Source organism: Hymenobacter negativus, assembly GCF_016056375.1.
GTDB lineage: Bacteria > Bacteroidota > Bacteroidia > Cytophagales > Hymenobacteraceae > Hymenobacter > Hymenobacter negativus_A.
Window position 1 is genome coordinate 391,609 of record NZ_JAEDAE010000001.1, and the last position, 17,343, is coordinate 408,951.

General features: G+C 60.1%; 10 protein-coding genes and 3 tRNA genes. 7 read left to right on the forward strand and 6 right to left on the reverse strand.

Features of this window, described 5'->3' with window-relative positions; genetic code table 11:
• Window positions 1-106: 106 nt before the first annotated feature.
• The 3 genes from I7X13_RS01715 to I7X13_RS01725 form a co-directional block, all read right to left on the reverse strand.
• Entirely contained in the window at window positions 107-1,291 is a 1,185-nt protein-coding gene (locus I7X13_RS01715) for an acetyl-CoA C-acyltransferase (RefSeq protein WP_213019001.1), read from the reverse strand.
• A 148-nt stretch (window positions 1,292-1,439) separates the two neighbouring features.
• Entirely contained in the window at window positions 1,440-2,447 is a 1,008-nt protein-coding gene (locus I7X13_RS01720; RefSeq protein ID WP_198074122.1) for a hypothetical protein, read from the reverse strand.
• Window positions 2,444-3,424 (reverse strand): VWA domain-containing protein, encoded by a 981-nt coding sequence (locus I7X13_RS01725; RefSeq protein WP_198070437.1) that lies wholly within the window; start codon window positions 3,422-3,424, stop codon window positions 2,444-2,446. The genes I7X13_RS01720 and I7X13_RS01725 overlap by 4 nt, the downstream gene beginning before the upstream one ends.
• Window positions 3,425-3,653: 229 nt before the next feature.
• Here I7X13_RS01725 and I7X13_RS01730 point away from each other — a divergent pair.
• From I7X13_RS01730 to ppk1, 7 genes are all read left to right on the forward strand, one after another.
• Window positions 3,654-3,744, forward strand: a tRNA-Ser gene (locus tag I7X13_RS01730).
• Between the two features lie 75 nt (window positions 3,745-3,819).
• Window positions 3,820-3,893: transfer RNA gene (locus tag I7X13_RS01735), tRNA-Pro, on the forward strand.
• Between the two features lie 19 nt (window positions 3,894-3,912).
• Window positions 3,913-3,986, forward strand: a tRNA-Arg gene (locus I7X13_RS01740).
• 294 nt (window positions 3,987-4,280) lie between these two features.
• A complete protein-coding gene (locus tag I7X13_RS01745; RefSeq protein ID WP_198070438.1) occupies window positions 4,281-5,765 on the forward strand; it encodes a T9SS type A sorting domain-containing protein in 1,485 nt (494 codons plus the stop codon).
• A 238-nt stretch (window positions 5,766-6,003) separates the two neighbouring features.
• Entirely contained in the window at window positions 6,004-7,998 is a 1,995-nt protein-coding gene (gene gyrB, locus I7X13_RS01750) for a DNA topoisomerase (ATP-hydrolyzing) subunit B (RefSeq protein ID WP_198074123.1), read from the forward strand.
• A 131-nt stretch (window positions 7,999-8,129) separates the two neighbouring features.
• The gene (locus tag I7X13_RS01755; RefSeq protein WP_198074573.1) at window positions 8,130-8,513 is read left to right on the forward strand and encodes a RidA family protein; all 384 of its coding nucleotides are present in this window, start codon (window positions 8,130-8,132) and stop codon (window positions 8,511-8,513) included.
• A 54-nt stretch (window positions 8,514-8,567) separates the two neighbouring features.
• Window positions 8,568-10,913: a polyphosphate kinase 1 gene (gene ppk1, locus I7X13_RS01760; protein WP_233454632.1), complete on the forward strand. Its 2,346-nt coding sequence runs from the start codon at window positions 8,568-8,570 to the stop codon at window positions 10,911-10,913.
• A 185-nt stretch (window positions 10,914-11,098) separates the two neighbouring features.
• On the opposite strand, the gene I7X13_RS01765 is transcribed toward ppk1, so the two are convergent.
• The 3 genes from I7X13_RS01765 to I7X13_RS01775 all read right to left on the reverse strand — a co-directional run bounded on the left by I7X13_RS01765 (window position 11,099) and on the right by I7X13_RS01775 (window position 17,334).
• Window positions 11,099-12,088 (reverse strand): Ppx/GppA phosphatase family protein, encoded by a 990-nt coding sequence (locus tag I7X13_RS01765; RefSeq protein ID WP_198070440.1) that lies wholly within the window; start codon window positions 12,086-12,088, stop codon window positions 11,099-11,101.
• Window positions 12,089-12,190: 102 nt separating this feature from the next.
• Complete coding sequence (locus I7X13_RS01770; RefSeq protein WP_198074124.1) at window positions 12,191-13,414, reverse strand: BamA/TamA family outer membrane protein; 1,224 nt, start codon at window positions 13,412-13,414, stop codon at window positions 12,191-12,193.
• A gap of 200 nt (window positions 13,415-13,614) precedes the next feature.
• The gene (locus tag I7X13_RS01775; RefSeq protein WP_198074125.1) at window positions 13,615-17,334 is read right to left on the reverse strand and encodes a BamA/TamA family outer membrane protein; all 3,720 of its coding nucleotides are present in this window, start codon (window positions 17,332-17,334) and stop codon (window positions 13,615-13,617) included.
• Between the last annotated feature and the right edge of the window lie 9 nt (window positions 17,335-17,343).

Here is a 17,343-nt window from a genome sequence, read left to right on the forward strand (position 1 = left end):
AATTGCTATTTCCGTGCAGATGGGGCTTCCTGCTAAAATTCGGGCCAAAAAAAGCCCCGCCGGTTTCAAACGACGGGGCTTCCTAAATTCAGTGAGTGTGAAACGGCTACAGCGCCTCCACCACAATGGCGCTGGCGCCGCCGCCGCCGTTGCAGATGCCAGTCACGCCGATTTTACCGCCCTCGTTCTTGAGCACGTTCATCAGCGTGGTTACGATGCGTGCGCCTGAAGCGCCCAGCGGATGGCCCAGGCTCACGGCGCCGCCGTACTTGTTCACCTTGCCGCCGTCCAGGTTCAGCAGCTTATTGTTGGCCAGCGAAACCACCGAGAATGCCTCGTTGATTTCGTAGAAATCCACGTCGGCGGCCGTCTTGCCGGCGTTTTTCAGGGCCTTCGGAATGGCCAGCGCGGGCGAAGTCGTGAACCACTCCGGCGCCTGCTCGGCATCGGCGAAGCCCAGGATGCGGCCGATGGGCGTGAGGCCCAGGGCCTCGGCTTTCTCGCGGCTCATCAGCAGCACGGCGGCGGCACCGTCGTTGAGCGTCGAGGCATTAGCGGCCGTCACGGTGCCGCCGTCTTTGATGAAGGCGGGCTTCAGGCCGGGTACTTTGGCAAAATCAACTTTGGTGTATTCCTCATCGTCTTCTATGACGGTGGTTTTGCCGCGGCTCTCAATGCTCACGGGCACAATTTCGTCCTTCTTTTTGCCGGCCTTGGCGGCGGCAGCACTACGGGTGTAGCTCTCAATAGCAAAAGCGTCCTGCTGCTCGCGGGTGATGCCCATTTCCTTGGCCGTGTTTTCGGCCGCGTTGCCCATGGCGTAATCGTGGTACGGGTCCCAGAGGCCGTCGCGCACAAGCCCGTCAATCATCTGGCCGTGGCCATATTTAGCGCCGAAACGGGCTTTGTCGAGGTAATAGGGCACGTTGCTCATGCTCTCCATACCGCCGGCCAGCACCACCTCGGCCTGGCCCAGCATGATGCTTTGCGCCGCCATCATAATGGCTTTCGAGCCCGAGGCACACACCTTGTTCACGGTCGTGCATTCCACAGAGTCGGGCAGGCCGGCTTTCTTGGCCGCCTGGCGGGCCGGGGCCTGGCCCAGGTTGGCCGAAATCACGTTGCCCATAATCACCTGCTCCACTTCGGAGCCCGCCACGCCGGCTTTCTCCAGCGCGCCTTTCAGGGCAATAGCGCCCAGCTCAGTAGCCGACAGCGACGACAGTGCCCCGCCAAACGAACCAATCGGCGTGCGAACGGCCGAGATGATGACAACTTCTTTAATCTGCATAATTCAGGAAACTGAAAGGGTTGGGGTGGGAGGTTGAATCAGGCCGCAAAAGTACGGATTTACTACGCCCCAACCACCGACCTGCCTAACAGTTGTTAGCATTGAGGAGTTGCGACAAAGAATGACTTCCTGAATCAGGCAAAAAATCTTACCACGTCGGTTTGTTGGGGTCGGGTTTCTGCGCCGCTAGGCGTGTGAGCTGCTGCAAATACTGTTGCTCCTGCGCCCGGAGCGTTTCCAGCAGCTGCCGGGCCTGGACCGGGCTTAGGTTCATGGCCTGCAGGCGCTCGCGTTGGGTTTGCAGGCTGAGGTCGGCGGCCGTGGCGGCATCGGAGCCGGGCCGGTTGCTGCGGCCTGCCGCCGATGCTCCATTGGTGGCGCTCGTGCGGTCCAGGCCGCGCTGGGTACCGGGTGTGGCACCACTAGCCACGGGCTGGGTCGGGCCATTGCCGGGAGCGCGGCCGCCGTTCGCGGCATTGCCGGGGTTTTCGGCTGGGCGCTGGTTGTCCGGCTGGCCGGCGGCATCGGGCCGGCTGGCCTGGGGTGCGGTCGGGGAGGGCGGCGACGGCTTATTGTCATCGGCTTCGCCCTTGCGGTCCGTACCCGCTTTTTCCCCCGGCTTATTTTTCTCAGCTGAATCCTTCTCGTTCGAATCTTTGGGCTTAGCGGGAGCCGGTGTTTTGGGCGGGGCCGAAATCTGCGGGCTATTGGGCCGGCGGGTCAGATAGTCGCTCACCGCTTCAAAGTCGAACCGCGCCCCGGCATTGGATGGGTCGAGCAGCAGCGCCTGCCGCAGCAGACTCAAGGCCTGCGCCAGTTCGCCCCGCTGTGCCGCCAGCACCGCCAGCTGCTGCCTCGCAATGCTGCCCATACGGGCCGGCGTGCCCGTCAGCAAGCGCCCGTAAGTAGCCTGCGCGGCACCCGGCTGGTTGGCCAGCAGCTGGGCATGGGCCAGGTTGAGCACCAGGCGCGGGTCGGGGCTTTTCTGGCGTTGGGCCGCCAGCGCCGCCGAAAATGCCTGTGCCGCGCGTGCCGCATTGCCCCGGGCATACGCCGCTGTGGCGTCGGCCACCGCTACGTTTCGGTCGCGAACCCCCGTCAGCAGGTGCCATGCCGGGCCGCTCAGCATTACTAGTAGTAGCGCCGCGTATTTCATGGCCGGATAGTGGTGATGGTAAGCGCCACGTCCAGCGCCAGTAGCAGCAGGGCCGCTGCCAATGGGTAGCGGTAGCGGTTGTCGGCCACGGCCACGGTACGCACTTGTTCGGCGGTGCCTTGCATGGCCCGCAACGAGCGCAGCAGCGGCCCGAACCCGTTCTGTTGGTTGGTCAGCTCTGCATACTGCCCACCCGTTTGGGCCGCCAGCTGCAGCAGCGGGCCTTCACGCAGGCGGGTTTGCACGGCCCGGCCCCGGCCATCCACCACGAAGCTGCCATTGGCTTTGGGGATTTTGGCCCCCGCCGCTGTGCCCACGCCCACGGTATATATGCGGGCCCCGGTGCGGCCCAGGGCGCGCAGCGTGGGTTCCAGGTTCTCGCCAAAGTCCTCGCCGTCGCTCACCACCACCAGGGCCGTGGCGCGGGGCGGAGCAGGGCTACCGGTGCTGGGAGCCACAGTCAGGCGGCTCAACAACAATTCCAGCGGTGCCTGTAGCGTGGTGGGACCAGCCGGCAGCAAGCTGGTGCGCAGCGTGGCAATAAAGGTCTGCACTGCCGCTTGGTCATACGTGAGCGGACATTGTACCACTGCCTCCGCCCCAAACACCACCAGTCCCAGCCGGTCGGCCGGGAACTGGGCCACCAAGTCCTGCAACTCGGCCTGCGCGCGTAGCAGGCGGGTAGGGGCCACGTCGGTGGCATCCATCGAGCGCGACACATCGACTAGCAGCCACACGTCTTTGCCAGCCGTGCGCACGGGCCGCTGGCTCACCCCTAGCGACGGGCCGAGCACGGCCGCCAGGAGCAAGCCGCCTGCCACTATGCGCAGCAAGGCCTTCCAGCCGCGATGCCGCGGCCGGCTGCCCAGCAGGTGCGCCAGCCGGCCACCGCGCCGCCAGTGCCACACCAGCAGGCCCAGTATTAGGCCCAGCGCTAGCGCCGCCACTACAAAATCAGGATAAGCCCAAGTCAGCACGTTTGGTCTGTAATGAGCCCAATATTACTGCGGCCGGCCGGGTCACTCATTTTTTTACATCAATTAGCCAGCCTCAATTAACAATCCAACGACCTGAGACAGTTAGCAAATAGGCCCGCAACGTGTGTCGGATATTTTAGCGGCACAGATATTTTTTTCGGTAAAAGCATGGCTCTTTCACTTCGGCCCGTATATTTGCACCCGCTTCGGACGGAAGCGAACAACAGCCGGAGAAGTGGGTGAGTGGCTGAAACCAGTAGTTTGCTAAACTGCCGTAGCTCTAAAGGTTACCGGGGGTTCGAATCCCCCCTTCTCCACCATAATGTTGGGTTGCGAAAGCAGCTCGTTGGGGCTCCAACCAACAAGTCGTTTTCTTAACTCAACATTATTTTTTTCGGGGTGTAGCGTAGCCCGGTATCGCGCCTGGTTTGGGACCAGGAGGTCGTAGGTTCGAATCCTGCCACCCCGACATTTTTTTGCCCCGTTTCGACCCCGTAGCTCAGCTGGATAGAGCAACTACCTTCTAAGTAGTCGGTCTTTGGTTCGAATCCAAACGGGGCCACTGTACAAGGCCCTCCCTGGAACGGGAGGGCCTTTTGCATTCTGGGGCCAGACGGTGGCAAAACAAAGACTGGTCAGCGCGACGAAGCCTCAGATATGAGTGTGAAGGACTATGGTCAATGCCATTTTCTGCGAAACAAGTCGGTTATTTTGCAGTTAAACCGACATCCCTGCTTATCTTGGACCCCGAAAACAAACTCTTTCGTTTAGTGAATAGCTACCCGATGGCAGTTGCCTGTTCTTTTTAGCCACCCGTTTTAACCCCAATATCCCCCTCAAATTTCACCCAGTTGCCATGAAAAAATCCCTACTCTTTTTGGGTCTGCTCGGGTTTGCCGGTCACGCCAATGCGCAAACTAATCCCTGGACGATTGTAAACGTGCCCACCAGCAACATTCTGGGCCAGTCCAACATTGTTAACCTCAGCACGCTCTCGCCAACGATGGTGTGGGGGGTAACTTCCGACAAGGTAGCATCAACCGCTCCTGCTTCTATTCCAAGAAACTTTATCCGCAGCAACAACGCCGCTGGTGACCAATTCGATTGGGGCGAAATTTCCGTAACCTCCGGCCCCACCAAAAGCTCTACGGTCGGCAATATTTCCGGAATCAACGCTACCACCGCAGTAGCGTGCTCCTTCCCGGGCAGCACTTTTGATGGTGCCGCTACCTACGGTGGCGAGATTGTGAAAACCACCAACGGTGGCCAGTCCTGGACTAAAGTAACGACGGCTGCACAGTTTGCCGGCGGTTTCTGCAACTGGGTGCACATGTTCGATGCAACCACTGGCGTAGCCCTGGGCGACCCCACCAACGGTGCTTTTGAAATTCTGCGTACCACCGACGGCGGCACCACCTGGAACCGTCTGACCAGCAACATTCCTGCGCCGCTCGCCAACGAGTACGGCAACGCCGGTGCTTACTTCGCGCTGGGCAACACCATCTGGGTTGGCATGGCTTCGTCGAGCCAGACTGCGCAGGTTCGGGTGTTCAAATCGACCGATAAAGGCTTGACCTGGACGGCATCGGCTCCTACCCCAATTACTTACCTGATTGACAAGGTTGCCTTCAAGGATGCCAACAACGGCATTGCTTTCGGCTACAACACGGCTAACAACCAGGTTTCGTCGGTAACTTACGCCCGTACCACCGACGGCGGTGCTACCTGGTCGCAGATTACCCCCACCAACAACGCCAACGGTAACTTCTACCGCAACGACCTCGATGCCGTGAACGGGGTGTACTACAGCACCGGCCCGCGTTTCCCCGTGCCTGCCACCAACCAGGCTCCGGAAGATTTCGGCTCGTCCTACAGCACCGATGGTGTGAACTGGACGACCATCACGCTCTCGGGTACTACCCTGAATGCTCCCGGCTATTTCTTTAGCATGGACCTGGTTCCCGGTACCACTCCTGGCACCACGGCTGGCTACAGCGGCTTGTACACCGACGTTAACGGCGTAGGTGGTATCTACAAGTACGCCGGTGCCATCACGGGTACCGCAACCCGCAATGCGGCCCTGCAGAGTGCCCTGAATGTGTACCCCAACCCCAGCGCTTCGGGCGTGTTCAACGTGGACCTGGGTTCGGAACTGAAAACGGGCGCACAACTGACCGTTTCGGATGCTCTGGGCCGTCAGGTGAAGTCGCAGACGCTGAACGCGGCTGCCATCGGCTCGCGCAAAATCAACCTCGACCTGAGCGGCGAGAAAACCGGCGTGTACACCCTGCAAATCCGCACGGAGGCCGGCCTGGCTACCCAGAAGATTGTGATTGACTAAGTAGCTCGGCTACTTCTGGAAAAGGGCCTTTCTCTGCAGAGAAAGGCCCTTTTTTTGTGCCGAATTGCCGCCCTCAAAATGGATGAGCAAGAAGCTGTTTTTGAAGTGTGGGGAAATGAAAAAATCCGAGGATAAATGGCGCGAAAAATACTCAAAATGGGATTAAATATGTACTTTTGAGTGTTCAGTACCTAGCCGCCCGTGGGGCGGTTTTATGACCTGATTTAATCCCGCCCTCATGAGCGAAACAACAGCAAAAACTCCGCAGTCGGACTATTCGGCCGACAGCATCCAAGTACTCGAAGGATTGGAGGCCGTGCGCAAGCGGCCTAGCATGTACATCGGCGACACCGGCCTGAAGGGCTTGCACCATTTGGTGTGGGAAGTGGTCGATAATTCCATCGACGAAGCCCTCGCCGGCCACTGCGACCTGATTAACGTTACTATTAACGAAAACAACTCCATCACCGTGCGCGACAACGGGCGCGGCATTCCGGTAGGCTACCACGCCAAGGAAGGCAAGTCGGCCCTAGAAGTGGTGCTGACCGTGCTGCACGCTGGCGGCAAGTTCGACAAAGGCTCCTACAAGGTGTCGGGCGGCCTGCACGGCGTGGGCGTGAGCTGCGTGAACGCGCTGAGCTCAGACCTGAAAGTAACCGTGCGCACCAAAGGCCACGTGTACCAGCAGGAATATAAAATCGGCTTCCCGCAGTACGACGTCAAGGAAATTGGCGACACCGATGAGCACGGCACCGAGGTGCAGTTCTTGCCCGACCCTACCATCTTCCCCGAAACCGAGTACCGCTACGACACCATTGCCGGCCGCCTGCGCGACTTGAGCTATCTGAACAAAGGCATCCGCATCACCCTCACCGACCGTCGTGAGAAGGTGGAAGGCGGTGAATTCCGAGGCGAGGAATTCTTCTCGACCGGCGGCCTGCGCGACTTCGTGCAGTACCTCGACGGCGAGCAGCGACCTTCGCTGCTCTCGGAGCCCATTTACGTGGAAAGTGAGAAGGGCGGCACGCCCGTGGAAGTGGCCCTGCAGTACAATACTTCGTACCAGGAGAACGTCTATTCCTACGTCAACAACATCAACACCATCGAGGGCGGCACGCACGTGGGTGGTTTCCGCTCGGCGGTGACGCGGGTGCTGAAAAACTACGGCGACAAGAACAAACTGTTCGAGAAAGCCAAAGTGGAAATTACCGGCGACGACTTCCGCGAGGGCCTCACGGCCGTTATCTCGGTGAAGGTGGCCGAACCGCAGTTTGAAGGCCAGACCAAAACCAAGCTGGGCAACTCCGAAGTGAGCGGCGCGGTGAACTCGGTGGTGGGCGAAATCCTGACGCAGTACCTGGACGAAAACCCCAACCAGGCCAACAAAATCATGGAGAAGGTGATTCTGGCCGCCAAGGCCCGCATCGCCGCCCGTAAGGCCAAGGATATGGTGCAGCGCAAGGGTGTGCTGTCATCGAACAGCCTGCCGGGCAAGCTGGCCGACTGCTCGGAGTCGGACCCCGAAACCTGCGAGCTGTACCTAGTCGAAGGCGACTCGGCCGGTGGCACGGCCAAGCAGGGCCGCAACCGGGCGTTTCAGGCCATTCTGCCGCTGCGTGGCAAAATCCTGAACGTGGAGAAAGCCCAGGAGCACCGCATTCTGGAAAACGAGGAAATCAAGAACATGATTACCGCGCTGGGCGTGAGCTTCAACGAGCGCAAGTCGCTGGCCTTTACTACCGATGAAGAGGGCGCCGAAACCGGCCCGCTGAACTTCGACAAGCTGCGTTACCACAAGGTCATCATCATGACCGACGCCGACATCGACGGTTCGCACATTCGGACCCTGATTCTGACCTTCTTCTTCCGCTACATGCGCGAGCTGGTGGACCGGGGCTTCATTTACATCGCCCTGCCGCCGCTCTACCTCGTGAAGCGGGGCAAGGAGGAGCGCTACTGCTGGACCGAAGAGGAGCGTGCCCAGGCCCAGGAAGAGCTCGGCCGCGGCAAGCCCGAAACCGTGAACGTGCAGCGCTACAAAGGCTTGGGCGAGATGAACGCCGAGCAGCTCTGGACGACGACCATGCAGCCCACCACCCGCACCCTGAAGCAAGTAACGGTGGAATCGGCCGCCGAAGCCGACCACCTGTTCTCGATGCTGATGGGCGACGAAGTGGCTCCGCGCCGCGACTTCATCGAGCGCAACGCCAAGTACGCGAAGCTGGATGTGTAATCCGGACCGCAGATTCTGCGGATTAGACGGATTTAACTGAGTAGGGAAGGGCAGCCGGTTGCGGTTGCCCTTCTTTTTTGGGTTTGCTTTGTATCGTTGGGCTTCGGGTGAGGCTTGAAAAACTTTTGGAACTGATGCGACAATTAATTTCTTCGGGCGCGCCTTGGGAAGCTGTGGTGGGCTATTCCCGCGCCGTGCGCGTGGGCAACGTGGTGGAAGTGGCCGGCACCACCGCGCAGGACGGCGATACCGTGACCGGCACCGATGCCTACACCCAGACCAGACGCGTGCTCGAGAAAATCGGCGCGGCACTTAATGCAGCCGGTGCATCGTTTGAGGATGTGGTGCGCACGCGCATGTTCGTGACTGACATCTCGCAGTGGGAAGAAGTAGGGCGGGCCCACGGCGAAGTTTTTGCGACCATCCGACCGACGGCTTCCATGCTGGAAGTTAAGGCGCTGATTGACCCGCGATTGTTGGTCGAAATTGAAGCCACGGCCATTATTTCCGCGTAGAGTGTTATTCCCGGGGCATCTTTCACGTATTTTGCTCTGTCATCCTCATCCATTATGAAGCTCTTCAAGTCCGCCGACCTTATCCGCAAAAGCAAGTACATCAGCCGCGATTTGAGTTGGCTACGGTTTAACTACCGCGTGCTCGACCAGGTGCAGGACGCTAGCCGGGGCCTGTTTGATAAGCTTAAGTTTCTGGCCATCACCAGCTCGAACCTGGACGAATTTTTCATGATTCGGGTGGGCTCGCTGTATAATTACCTCGACTACGGCAAGGAGCGGATTGACTACTCGGGTTTGCGGGAATTGCCTTTCCGGCGCAAGCTGCTCGACTTCGCGCACCGCTTTGTGAATGACCAAAGCCTGACGTATCTGAATGAGTTGAAGCCCAACTTCGAAAAGAACGGCTTCAACATTCTCAAGATGAGCGACCTGACGGAGCTTGAAGTGAAAAAGGCCGACGGTTATTTCAAGAATACCGTGTTTCCGCTGCTCACGCCGATGGTGTACGACTCGTACCACGGTTTCCCGCTGATGATGAACCAGATGCTAATCTTCGGGGTGGTTACGCGCATTGGCAGTGGCATTGCGGTGGGGCTGGATGGCGAGGCTGAAAAAGGGCAAGAGCGTCTCACCTTCGTGCAGATACCGCAGAACCTGACGCGGTTTTTTGAACTCACGCGCAAGGACAAAGTCATTTTTGTGCCAATTGAGGAAGTGGTGCGCGAGTTTCTGCCCCGCCTGTTTCGCAACGTGGAAATTGTGTCGGCCGACTTGTTCCGCATCACCCGCAACGGGGATTTCACGCTGGAGGAGTCGGACGATATTGATAACGACTTCATCAAGGAAATTCAGGTGGGCCTGAAAACCCGTAAGCGTGGCCGCGTGGTGCGCGTGGAAGTGGAGCCCAATGCCTCGATTACGCTGATGAATGTGCTGCGCGAGCGGTGGAATATTGATAACGGTAACGTATTTGTTATCAATTCGCTGATTGACCTGAAAGGCTTGTGGCAGATTGTGCGCCACCCCAATTTCCGGGGCAAAACGGCTAAAATGCCCGCCACTGTGCAGCCGCTTAGTCTACCTGAGGGCGCCGAGGATAATCTGTTTGATTACCTCAAGCACCACGACGTGCTGCTGCACCACCCTTACAACAGCATCGAGCCGATGGTACGGCTGCTGGAACAGGCGGCCGTGGACCCGCACGTGTTGGGCATCAAGCAAACCATTTACCGCCTGGCCGACGACTCCCGCGTTTCGGCTGCGCTGCTGAAAGCGGCTGAGAACGGCAAGCACGTTTCGGTGCTGTTTGAGGTGAAGGCGCGGTTTGACGAGGAAAAGAACATCCGGGAAGGGGCGCGATTGGAAAAGGCGGGCTGCTTCGTGATTTACGGAGTGAGCAAGTACAAGACGCACACCAAGCTGCTCATGATAATCCGCAAGGAAGGCGAGAAGGTAACGCGCTACGTGCACATCGGCTCGGGCAACTACAATGAGCAGACTTCGCGCCTCTACACCGACGTTAGCCTGCTCACCACCAATGACGTGTACGGGCACGACGTGTCGGAATTCTTCAACGTAATCACCGGCCACTCGCAGCCCGACGACTACGAATACCTCATCACGGCGCCGAAGGACATGCGGCAGCAGCTCATTCACCTGATTCGGGAGGAGGTGAAGCACGCCAAGAAAGGCCTGCCCAGCGGCATTGTGATGAAGATGAACTCGCTGGAAGACAAGGAGATTATCGACGAGTTTTACCGTGCGGCTAAAGCAGGCGTGCCCATTCGGTTTATCGTGCGCGGCATTTGCTGCCTGCGGCCAGGGCGGCCAGGGTTGAGCGAGAACATTGAGGTGCGCAGCATCGTGGGTGAATTCCTGGAGCATACGCGGCTATTCTACTTCCACAACGGCGGCGATGCCAAGGTGTACGCCGGCTCGGCCGATGTGATGGTGCGCTCGTTCGACCGGCGAATTGAGGCTTTGTTCCTGATTGTGAACCCGCAGCTTAAGCGGGAAGCCATTAATATTCTGATGATGAATATGATGGACAACCAGAATAGCTACGTGATGCGGGAAGATGGTGCTTACATTCGGCAGCATCCGGCTCCCGGCGAGCCCGTGGTGAACGTGCACAAGGACTTTTTCAAGCGCGACGAAGCCCAACTGGCCACTGCCACGCCCGAAGGCCTGCTGGCCCTGTTGGGCGTGCAGGAACAACGCCGCGCCGAAGCGGCAGCCGCACAGGAAGCCTCGGAAGCGGCGGCCGCATTGGAATCCGTGGAAGCCAGTGCGCAAGACGATTCCTTCGGCGAAGGTGGAGAGCCCGACGATGTGTGTGAGGACGATGCCACGCCCGTGGGGCATATCGATGAAGCGGCGGTGGGAGCAGCAAAGGTGTAGCAATGCCTGTTATTGCGAGCGAGGCGGCAATCCGCTCTCTCAATAAGGGCCACCCTGAGATGTGACAAAGCCATTTTATAAACAAAAAGCCCCGATACGGTAAAGTATCGGGGCTTTTTAGCATAAGGGCGTGGCTGGTTTTGACGGGCCGGATTGACGCGGGCTGCGGCCTCGTAATGACAGGATTACTCCATTTCGGCGGGCTGATTCTGCACGTCGGGGACGGGGAGGATGGCGGGGTGGCCGCCGTCGGGGCTTAGCTCGTCGAAAAACTCCTCGAACAAGGCCTGGAGCATGCCATCTTTCAGGCCGATATCGGGCACGACCATGGTATTGACGTTGGCCCACTGCATGGCCGAGAGGTAGATATGGCCAGCGGGAATGATGACGTCGGCACGGTCGGGGTTGAGCATGGCCACGTTCACGCGTTCGGTCATGCTAAGGCCGGAGAGGCGCTTGAGCGTGGTTTCGATGGCGCGGCGGGTGATGTGCTTATCGGGGTCCGAAGAAGTGAGGCTGTAGATTTTGTTGATGTTGCCGCCCGTGCCGATGGCGCGGGTGACGTGGTATTTGCGGGCGTTGGCGCGCACCCAGGCTTCCATGCGGGTCCAGAGCTCGGCCTGGGCGTCGGTGCCGACTTCGCCGCTTTCTTCCTGCTGCATGCGGCGGATGGAGCCGATTTCGAACGACTGCGCGGCCACCTTGCGGCGGTCGTGGTAGATGTTGAACTCGGTGCTGCCACCGCCTACGTCGATGTGCAGGTAGTGGCGCTTGTCTTCCAGAACGTGCTCGATGACGCGGTTGATGTAGAAGGCTTCGTCCTGCCCATCGATTACCTTGATTTCCATGCCCAACTCCTGGCGCACACGGGCGGCAATGGCCGCGCCGTTGGCCGCCGAGCGCATGGCCGAGGTGGCGCACACGAGGTAGTGGGCCACGTCGTGCACTTCCATCAGCAGGCGCAGCGAGTGCAGGAACTTGACGAATTTTTCCTCCTTGGCGGGCGAAATCTCGCCGCTGGCAAACACGTCCTCGCCCAAGCGCATGGGGAAACGCACGTACTCGACGCGCTTGAGACGGTAGCGTCCTTCGTAATACAGCACGGCCGATATCTGACAACGAACGGCGTTGGACCCAATATCAATAGCGGCGAGCTTGCGAAGGGGGAAATTCATGCAGGAGCAGGGGTAAATAAAGCCCAAAGGTAAGCCGCCGGGCGGGGCTTTGGGCATTGGTTTTGGCTGCCAGGCGGGCAGCTTTGCTAAATCCCTGCTTACTCAAAAAACCTCGCCCAGGTTCAGCGACAAGCCATTGGAGCCGTCGGCCCCGAAACCGTAGTCGATGGCCAGGTTGGTGTTGGAAACCTTGTTGAGGCGCAGGCGCAGGCCGGCACCGGCGGCGGGCACCACTTTCTCGAAGCGCCGGCTTTCCTGCTCGGTCACGCTCTGGGCATTGGCGAAGACCACGCCGCCCAGCAAGTGGTTGCGAGTGATGCCGTAGCGGTATTCCACCTCGCCGTAGAGCAGGTTATCGCCCCGAAACCGACCCTGGATGAAGCCCCGGCCGGTGTTGCTGTAGGTGTCCCAGCCGGTACTGGGCAGGTCGAGGAAGGGGGGATTGCCGGCGATGGTGAGGACGTTGTAGGACCAGAAGGCCAGGATATTGGTTGAGCGCGGTGAAGGGTGCAGATAGGTGCGGGCGTCGATAAGCAGCATGTCGGAGGCGGTGGTGCTGCCGAATCTTTTCAGGTTGGTGCGCAACTGGGTGCTGAGATACTCGCCGCCCTGTGGATTGATGGCATTGGCACGGCTGTCGTGCAGCAGAGACAAAACCGGCCCCGACGATACCGACATGCCCTCAACCCCGAAACGGTAGCGCGAAATCCGGCTTACCTCGCGGAAACTGTTGCGGCTCACAATGTCCCAGTGGTAGTCGAGCTGATAGCCCAGGCCTACGTACCAGGCTGGGGCCACGCGCCGCAGCGCGCTTTCGTAGACGCGCAGGTAGTTGTAGTTCATGCTCACCACGCGGTCGGTGGTGCTGGTGTACATGCCCAGGCCGTAGGTGCTTTGGGGGTAGCGCATTAGCCGCCAGTCGCCCACGAAATACCAGCGGTTGTCGGGCAGCCAGATGGAGGACGTGGCCGTGATGATGAGCTGGTCGTTGGCAGTGTAGGCAGCCCCGGCCAGCACCGTCGAGACGTTGGCCGCCGGGCGGGCAAAGGCCATGCTAAATGCCAGCTGCGCAATGCCGCCGGTTTGCTGCGTGTAGCCGAGCACGGGCACTACCAGCAGGGCTTTCTGACCGTGCTCCATTGACAGCGAATCGTGCGCGGGCAGGCGGGAGAAAGCCAGCCGGGCCACGTCCTCCACATCGGCAGAGGCCGGCAGGAGCGGGGCATGCTGCGCCTGCGCAGTTAGCGCACTGCTCAGGGCCAGGCCCAGCCCGATTGCCAGAGGCAGCTGGCACCGCAGAAAAAAGGCCCGTAGCCAAGATAACATAGTGGTAAAACCCAATAAAACCGAACCGCTTTCAGCCGGCTGTTTTGGCATAGACCCCGAAATTACCGGAAGGTTACATCGAACGATTGGCTACTCGTCCAATGGCCGGGGCGGGTCGACGGTACGGCAGCTGGAGCCGTCAAAAAAAAGCTGGCATGCATCGAAGACGCATGCCAGCCCAAATCACCGTTTGGTATCAATTACTTATCCAACCGGAAGCCTAGTCCGAACTGGATGAGCGAGCTTTCCACCGACTTCTGGTAAGAAACGGCAAAGGCCAGGGTTTCAACCACCGGGGCAATGTAGAAGCCCGCGCCGTAGCCCGAGTGCCAGCCGCCGAGCGAGGCGTCCTGGTAATACACGCGGCCCTGGTCGTAGAAGCCAAACACGCCGTAGTAGAAGGGCAGGAAGCCGTTTTTGATTTGGCCAAGGGCGAGGCGTAGCTCGGTGTTGTAGTACAGGCTGGCGTCGCCGCTGAAGCGGTTGCGATAGTAGCCGCGCAGGCCCTCGTTCTGGCCCAGGCTGGCGAATTTATAGAACGGAATGTCGCTGTCGGGGCCGTAGTTTTTGGCCCCGCCGCCTTTCAGCACAAGGGTAACGGGCAGGCCGATTTTGGCCGTGCCGTAATACTCGGCGAAGCCCTGGGTGAGGCCGAAGTTGCTTTTGGTGCTGCTGAGCTGGCGGTAGCTGTCGTGCTGCACCCGGATGCGCACGCCGCGCTGGGCAAAACTGGGGCGGTTGCGCAGGTCGAGGTCGAACACACCGTTGAGGCCCACTAGGCGCTGGGCGGCGGTGTTGGGCCGAACGTCGGCAGGGCGGGTATCGATGGTGCCGAGGTAGGTGTTGCCGGCGAAGTCGCTGGTGTAGTTCTCAAACGTAGGCCCCACGCGGAGTACGCTACGTTGCAGGAAGGTACGCTCCAGGAAGGCATTTACGGTGTACCCCTGGTAGCGGGCGTTGTAGAACTTGTTGTCGTAGAGCGTTTGGTCGAAGCCGGTGTTATTGCCCAGCCCGAAGAAGCGGTAGAAGGGGAAATAGCTGCCGTAGCTGGCCGAAGCGCCCACATCGACCTTGCCGATGGCGTAGCGGTGCCGCGTGCTGGCCGTGAGCTGGAACAGGCCGTTGATGCTGCCCTGCACATCGAACGAGTACATGTTCTTGTAGCCCGGCTTGCGGAAGCCCTGCCGCAGGAAGGTGATGCCCGCGCTGGCCCCGAAGCCGTCGTTGGCGTTGTAGAACAGGCCGATGCTGGGGCGATAGGAGTTGAATTCGAACTGCTCGCGGTCGTACTCGTTCACGCTTGGCCGCGTGCTGGTGCGGTTGTCCGACTCCGGGCCGAGCTGCATTTCGGTGTCGGGCAGGTCGTAGATTTTGGTGCGGGCGCGCAGGCCACTGGCCGTGGAGCTGTCGCCGATTTTATCCTTGCCGTCGCCGCCAATCACGCGCACCAGAATGCTATGCTTGCCCCCGTCGCCGGTGATGGAAAACACGTCCTTGCCACCGAGGCCGTAGAGGCACACTTCCTCGGTTTCGTTGGGCTTGAAGGTGCGGTCGAACAAGGCCGTGCCTATGGGGCTGTCGGTGTCGCCGGCGCGGTCGAACATCTGCACGCGCACCTGGCCATCAGGCATCCGGTTCACCTGGAATACCTCGCCTTTGTTCGAGCCCACCACATCTACACGGCGAGCCAGCAGCAGGTAATATTCATCGATGGCCTTGGGCAGCTCCTGAATGCGGGCTTTAAGCTTGCGGTTGATGTCCTGGGCCGAAAGCGTTTGGATTTCGGCCGGCAGCTGGGCGGTGGCTCCGTCGATAACGGCAGGGGTGATTTTGGCTTGCAGGTACTTTGCGGTTTCCTGCCACTGCTCACGGGTGAGGTCCTGGAGTAGGAAGCGGTCGAGGTGGCGGGCGGGCCAGTTCAGGCTTTTCATGTCCTGAAACTCGGAGTTGAAGCCTTCGATGCTGGGCACGGCCCACTCGCGGTTGGCGAGGTAGGTGAGGAAGCCGTTCCAGAGGGTGAAGCTTTGGTCGCGGTCGCGCGGGATGGGGCGGTAGAGCGTACCACCGTCCTTCTGCTTGTAGCCGGCCCACTTCCAGTTGTCCTCGTGCTTGCCGAAGTCGGCCACCAGCATGTCGAAGGCGCGGGCGCGGGCAAGGGCAGGCGCGTCCACGTGGTTGTCGTGGTCCTTATAGAGCTTGCGGAACAGGCCGAAGCTGCGCGTCACCTCATCGGAGCCGCCGAAGCCGGGCAGATTGGGCTTCGGGTCTTTGGGCGAGTCTTCGAGGGTGCCGAGCAGGTTGGCGTATTCTTCGCGGTAGGGGCCGAGCTGTTGGTTGTCAGGTAGGCGAAACAGGCGCGGGCGGGCGTGCAGAATGTCCGTCTGATCCAGCATGTAGCTGATGGGCAAGTTGCTGTACGGGTTGGCCGTGGCCGTCACGTCGCGCAGTACGTCGGAGGCAATGGAGTTACGCAGCTCGGGCGGCAGAATCTTGGTCACGTCCTTATCCACGGAGCGGAACACGTACTCCGAGCTATCAGCCGCAATGAGCTTGAGCGAGGTCGTCTGGCGTCCGCCGCCTTTGCCGGTGGGGCGCAGGCCACCTTTTTCGGTGGTCAAATCCAGGGTTTTCACCGTGACGGGCTGCAGCCACGACGAGCGGTAGATTTTGCCGATGAAGAAGTCGCGGCTGCCGGTGGGCTTGTATTCGGGGCCGGGTACTACGGTAGTTGTGACTTGGAATGGCGCATCGGGCTTGGCTTCGGCTACGGTTTTGGTCGCGCCGGGGCAGGTGGTGATGAATGGGTTGGCGGGCGCTTTCTGGTCGCCACCCTCAGCGCAGGCCGAGCGGAAAAGGGTAGCAGTATAAGCGCCCTTGGCGGCCTGGCCTTTATCATCAAAGGTGAAAACGTGCGTTTTTACCGTGCCATCGGCGAAGTATTCGAGGGTGGTGTAACCTTCCTCGCTTTTGCTGTAGAGCGACTGGCCCCTGGCCCCCACGTGCTCGCTTTCGGCGAAGCTGCCGCTAACAACATGGTAGTTACCCTGAAAAGGCGTGACTTGCAGGCTGAAATCGTGGGCAGCGGCGTAAATGACGCCGGGGTTGCTCTGCAAGGTGTTCAGCAGCTCTTTTTTCAGCTCCTGATAGCGCGGGTTGGCCAGGTCGCGGGGGGTGCCCACGTTTTGACGGTAGGCCGCGTAGATGGTGCCAAACACCGGCGGGCTGAGATGGCGCGAAAGCGGCTCGTGGCCGCCGTACACGCCATTGGTCACCACGGGGTGGTGGCCCAGCAGCAACACGTTCTTGTTCTTGGTGTCGTCAATCAGGTCCTGCAGCTGCTCACGGAATTCTTCTTTCGTGAGGGTTTTGCAGTCGGTGTCGGGCGCCTCGGGGCGGTCGAAGGGGTGCGTGAACCACGGCGTGTTGATGGCCACTAGGCGCACCAGCGGGGCCACGTCCACCACTTCGGGGCCAGGGCAGCCGTTGGTGGGGATGAAGGCATTCTGGCCGGGCAGCTGCTTCTCGATGTACTTTTCGAGGCGGCGCACGGCTTTGAGGCCGGCGGGGCCGGAGTTGGCCCAGTCCTTATCGCCGGGCAGGAAATAGATTTTGCCCTGTGGCAGGCCCTTTACCAGGGCAATGAGCTGGTCGGCGCGGTTGCGCTCGGCCTGGGCCAGGGCGGTGTCGCCTTTTGCCACGAGGCCGGTATTGCTCACGATGTCGCCGAGGTGCACCACGGTGAAAGGGCCGGTTTGCTGCTCCAGCGTGGCGCGTAGCAGCTTAAGGCGGGCGGCGGGTAAATCGGCCTGCGCAGTATTGCCCAGCAGGAAAACGGTGTGGGCCGGGGCCTGGGCAAAACCGGGAGCCGAAGCAGTGAGAAACAGCCCGGCAATCAGGGCGCGAACGTAGCGAAAAGGCATAAGCGAAGA

What these genes read in the sequence shown, in the direction of transcription:
- I7X13_RS01715 (WP_213019001.1), bottom strand. Translation starts at nt 1,291, where the DNA reads ATGCAGATTAAAGAAGTTGTCATCATCTCGGCCGTTCGCACGCCGATT.
- I7X13_RS01720 (WP_198074122.1), bottom strand. Translation starts at nt 2,447, where the DNA reads ATGAAATACGCGGCGCTACTACTAGTAATGCTGAGCGGCCCGGCATGG.
- I7X13_RS01745 (WP_198070438.1), top strand. Translation starts at nt 4,281, where the DNA reads ATGAAAAAATCCCTACTCTTTTTGGGTCTGCTCGGGTTTGCCGGTCAC.
- gyrB (WP_198074123.1), top strand. Translation starts at nt 6,004, where the DNA reads ATGAGCGAAACAACAGCAAAAACTCCGCAGTCGGACTATTCGGCCGAC.
- ppk1 (WP_233454632.1), top strand. Translation starts at nt 8,568, where the DNA reads ATGAAGCTCTTCAAGTCCGCCGACCTTATCCGCAAAAGCAAGTACATC.
- I7X13_RS01765 (WP_198070440.1), bottom strand. Translation starts at nt 12,088, where the DNA reads ATGAATTTCCCCCTTCGCAAGCTCGCCGCTATTGATATTGGGTCCAAC.
- I7X13_RS01770 (WP_198074124.1), bottom strand. Translation starts at nt 13,414, where the DNA reads ATGTTATCTTGGCTACGGGCCTTTTTTCTGCGGTGCCAGCTGCCTCTG.
- I7X13_RS01775 (WP_198074125.1), bottom strand. Translation starts at nt 17,334, where the DNA reads ATGCCTTTTCGCTACGTTCGCGCCCTGATTGCCGGGCTGTTTCTCACT.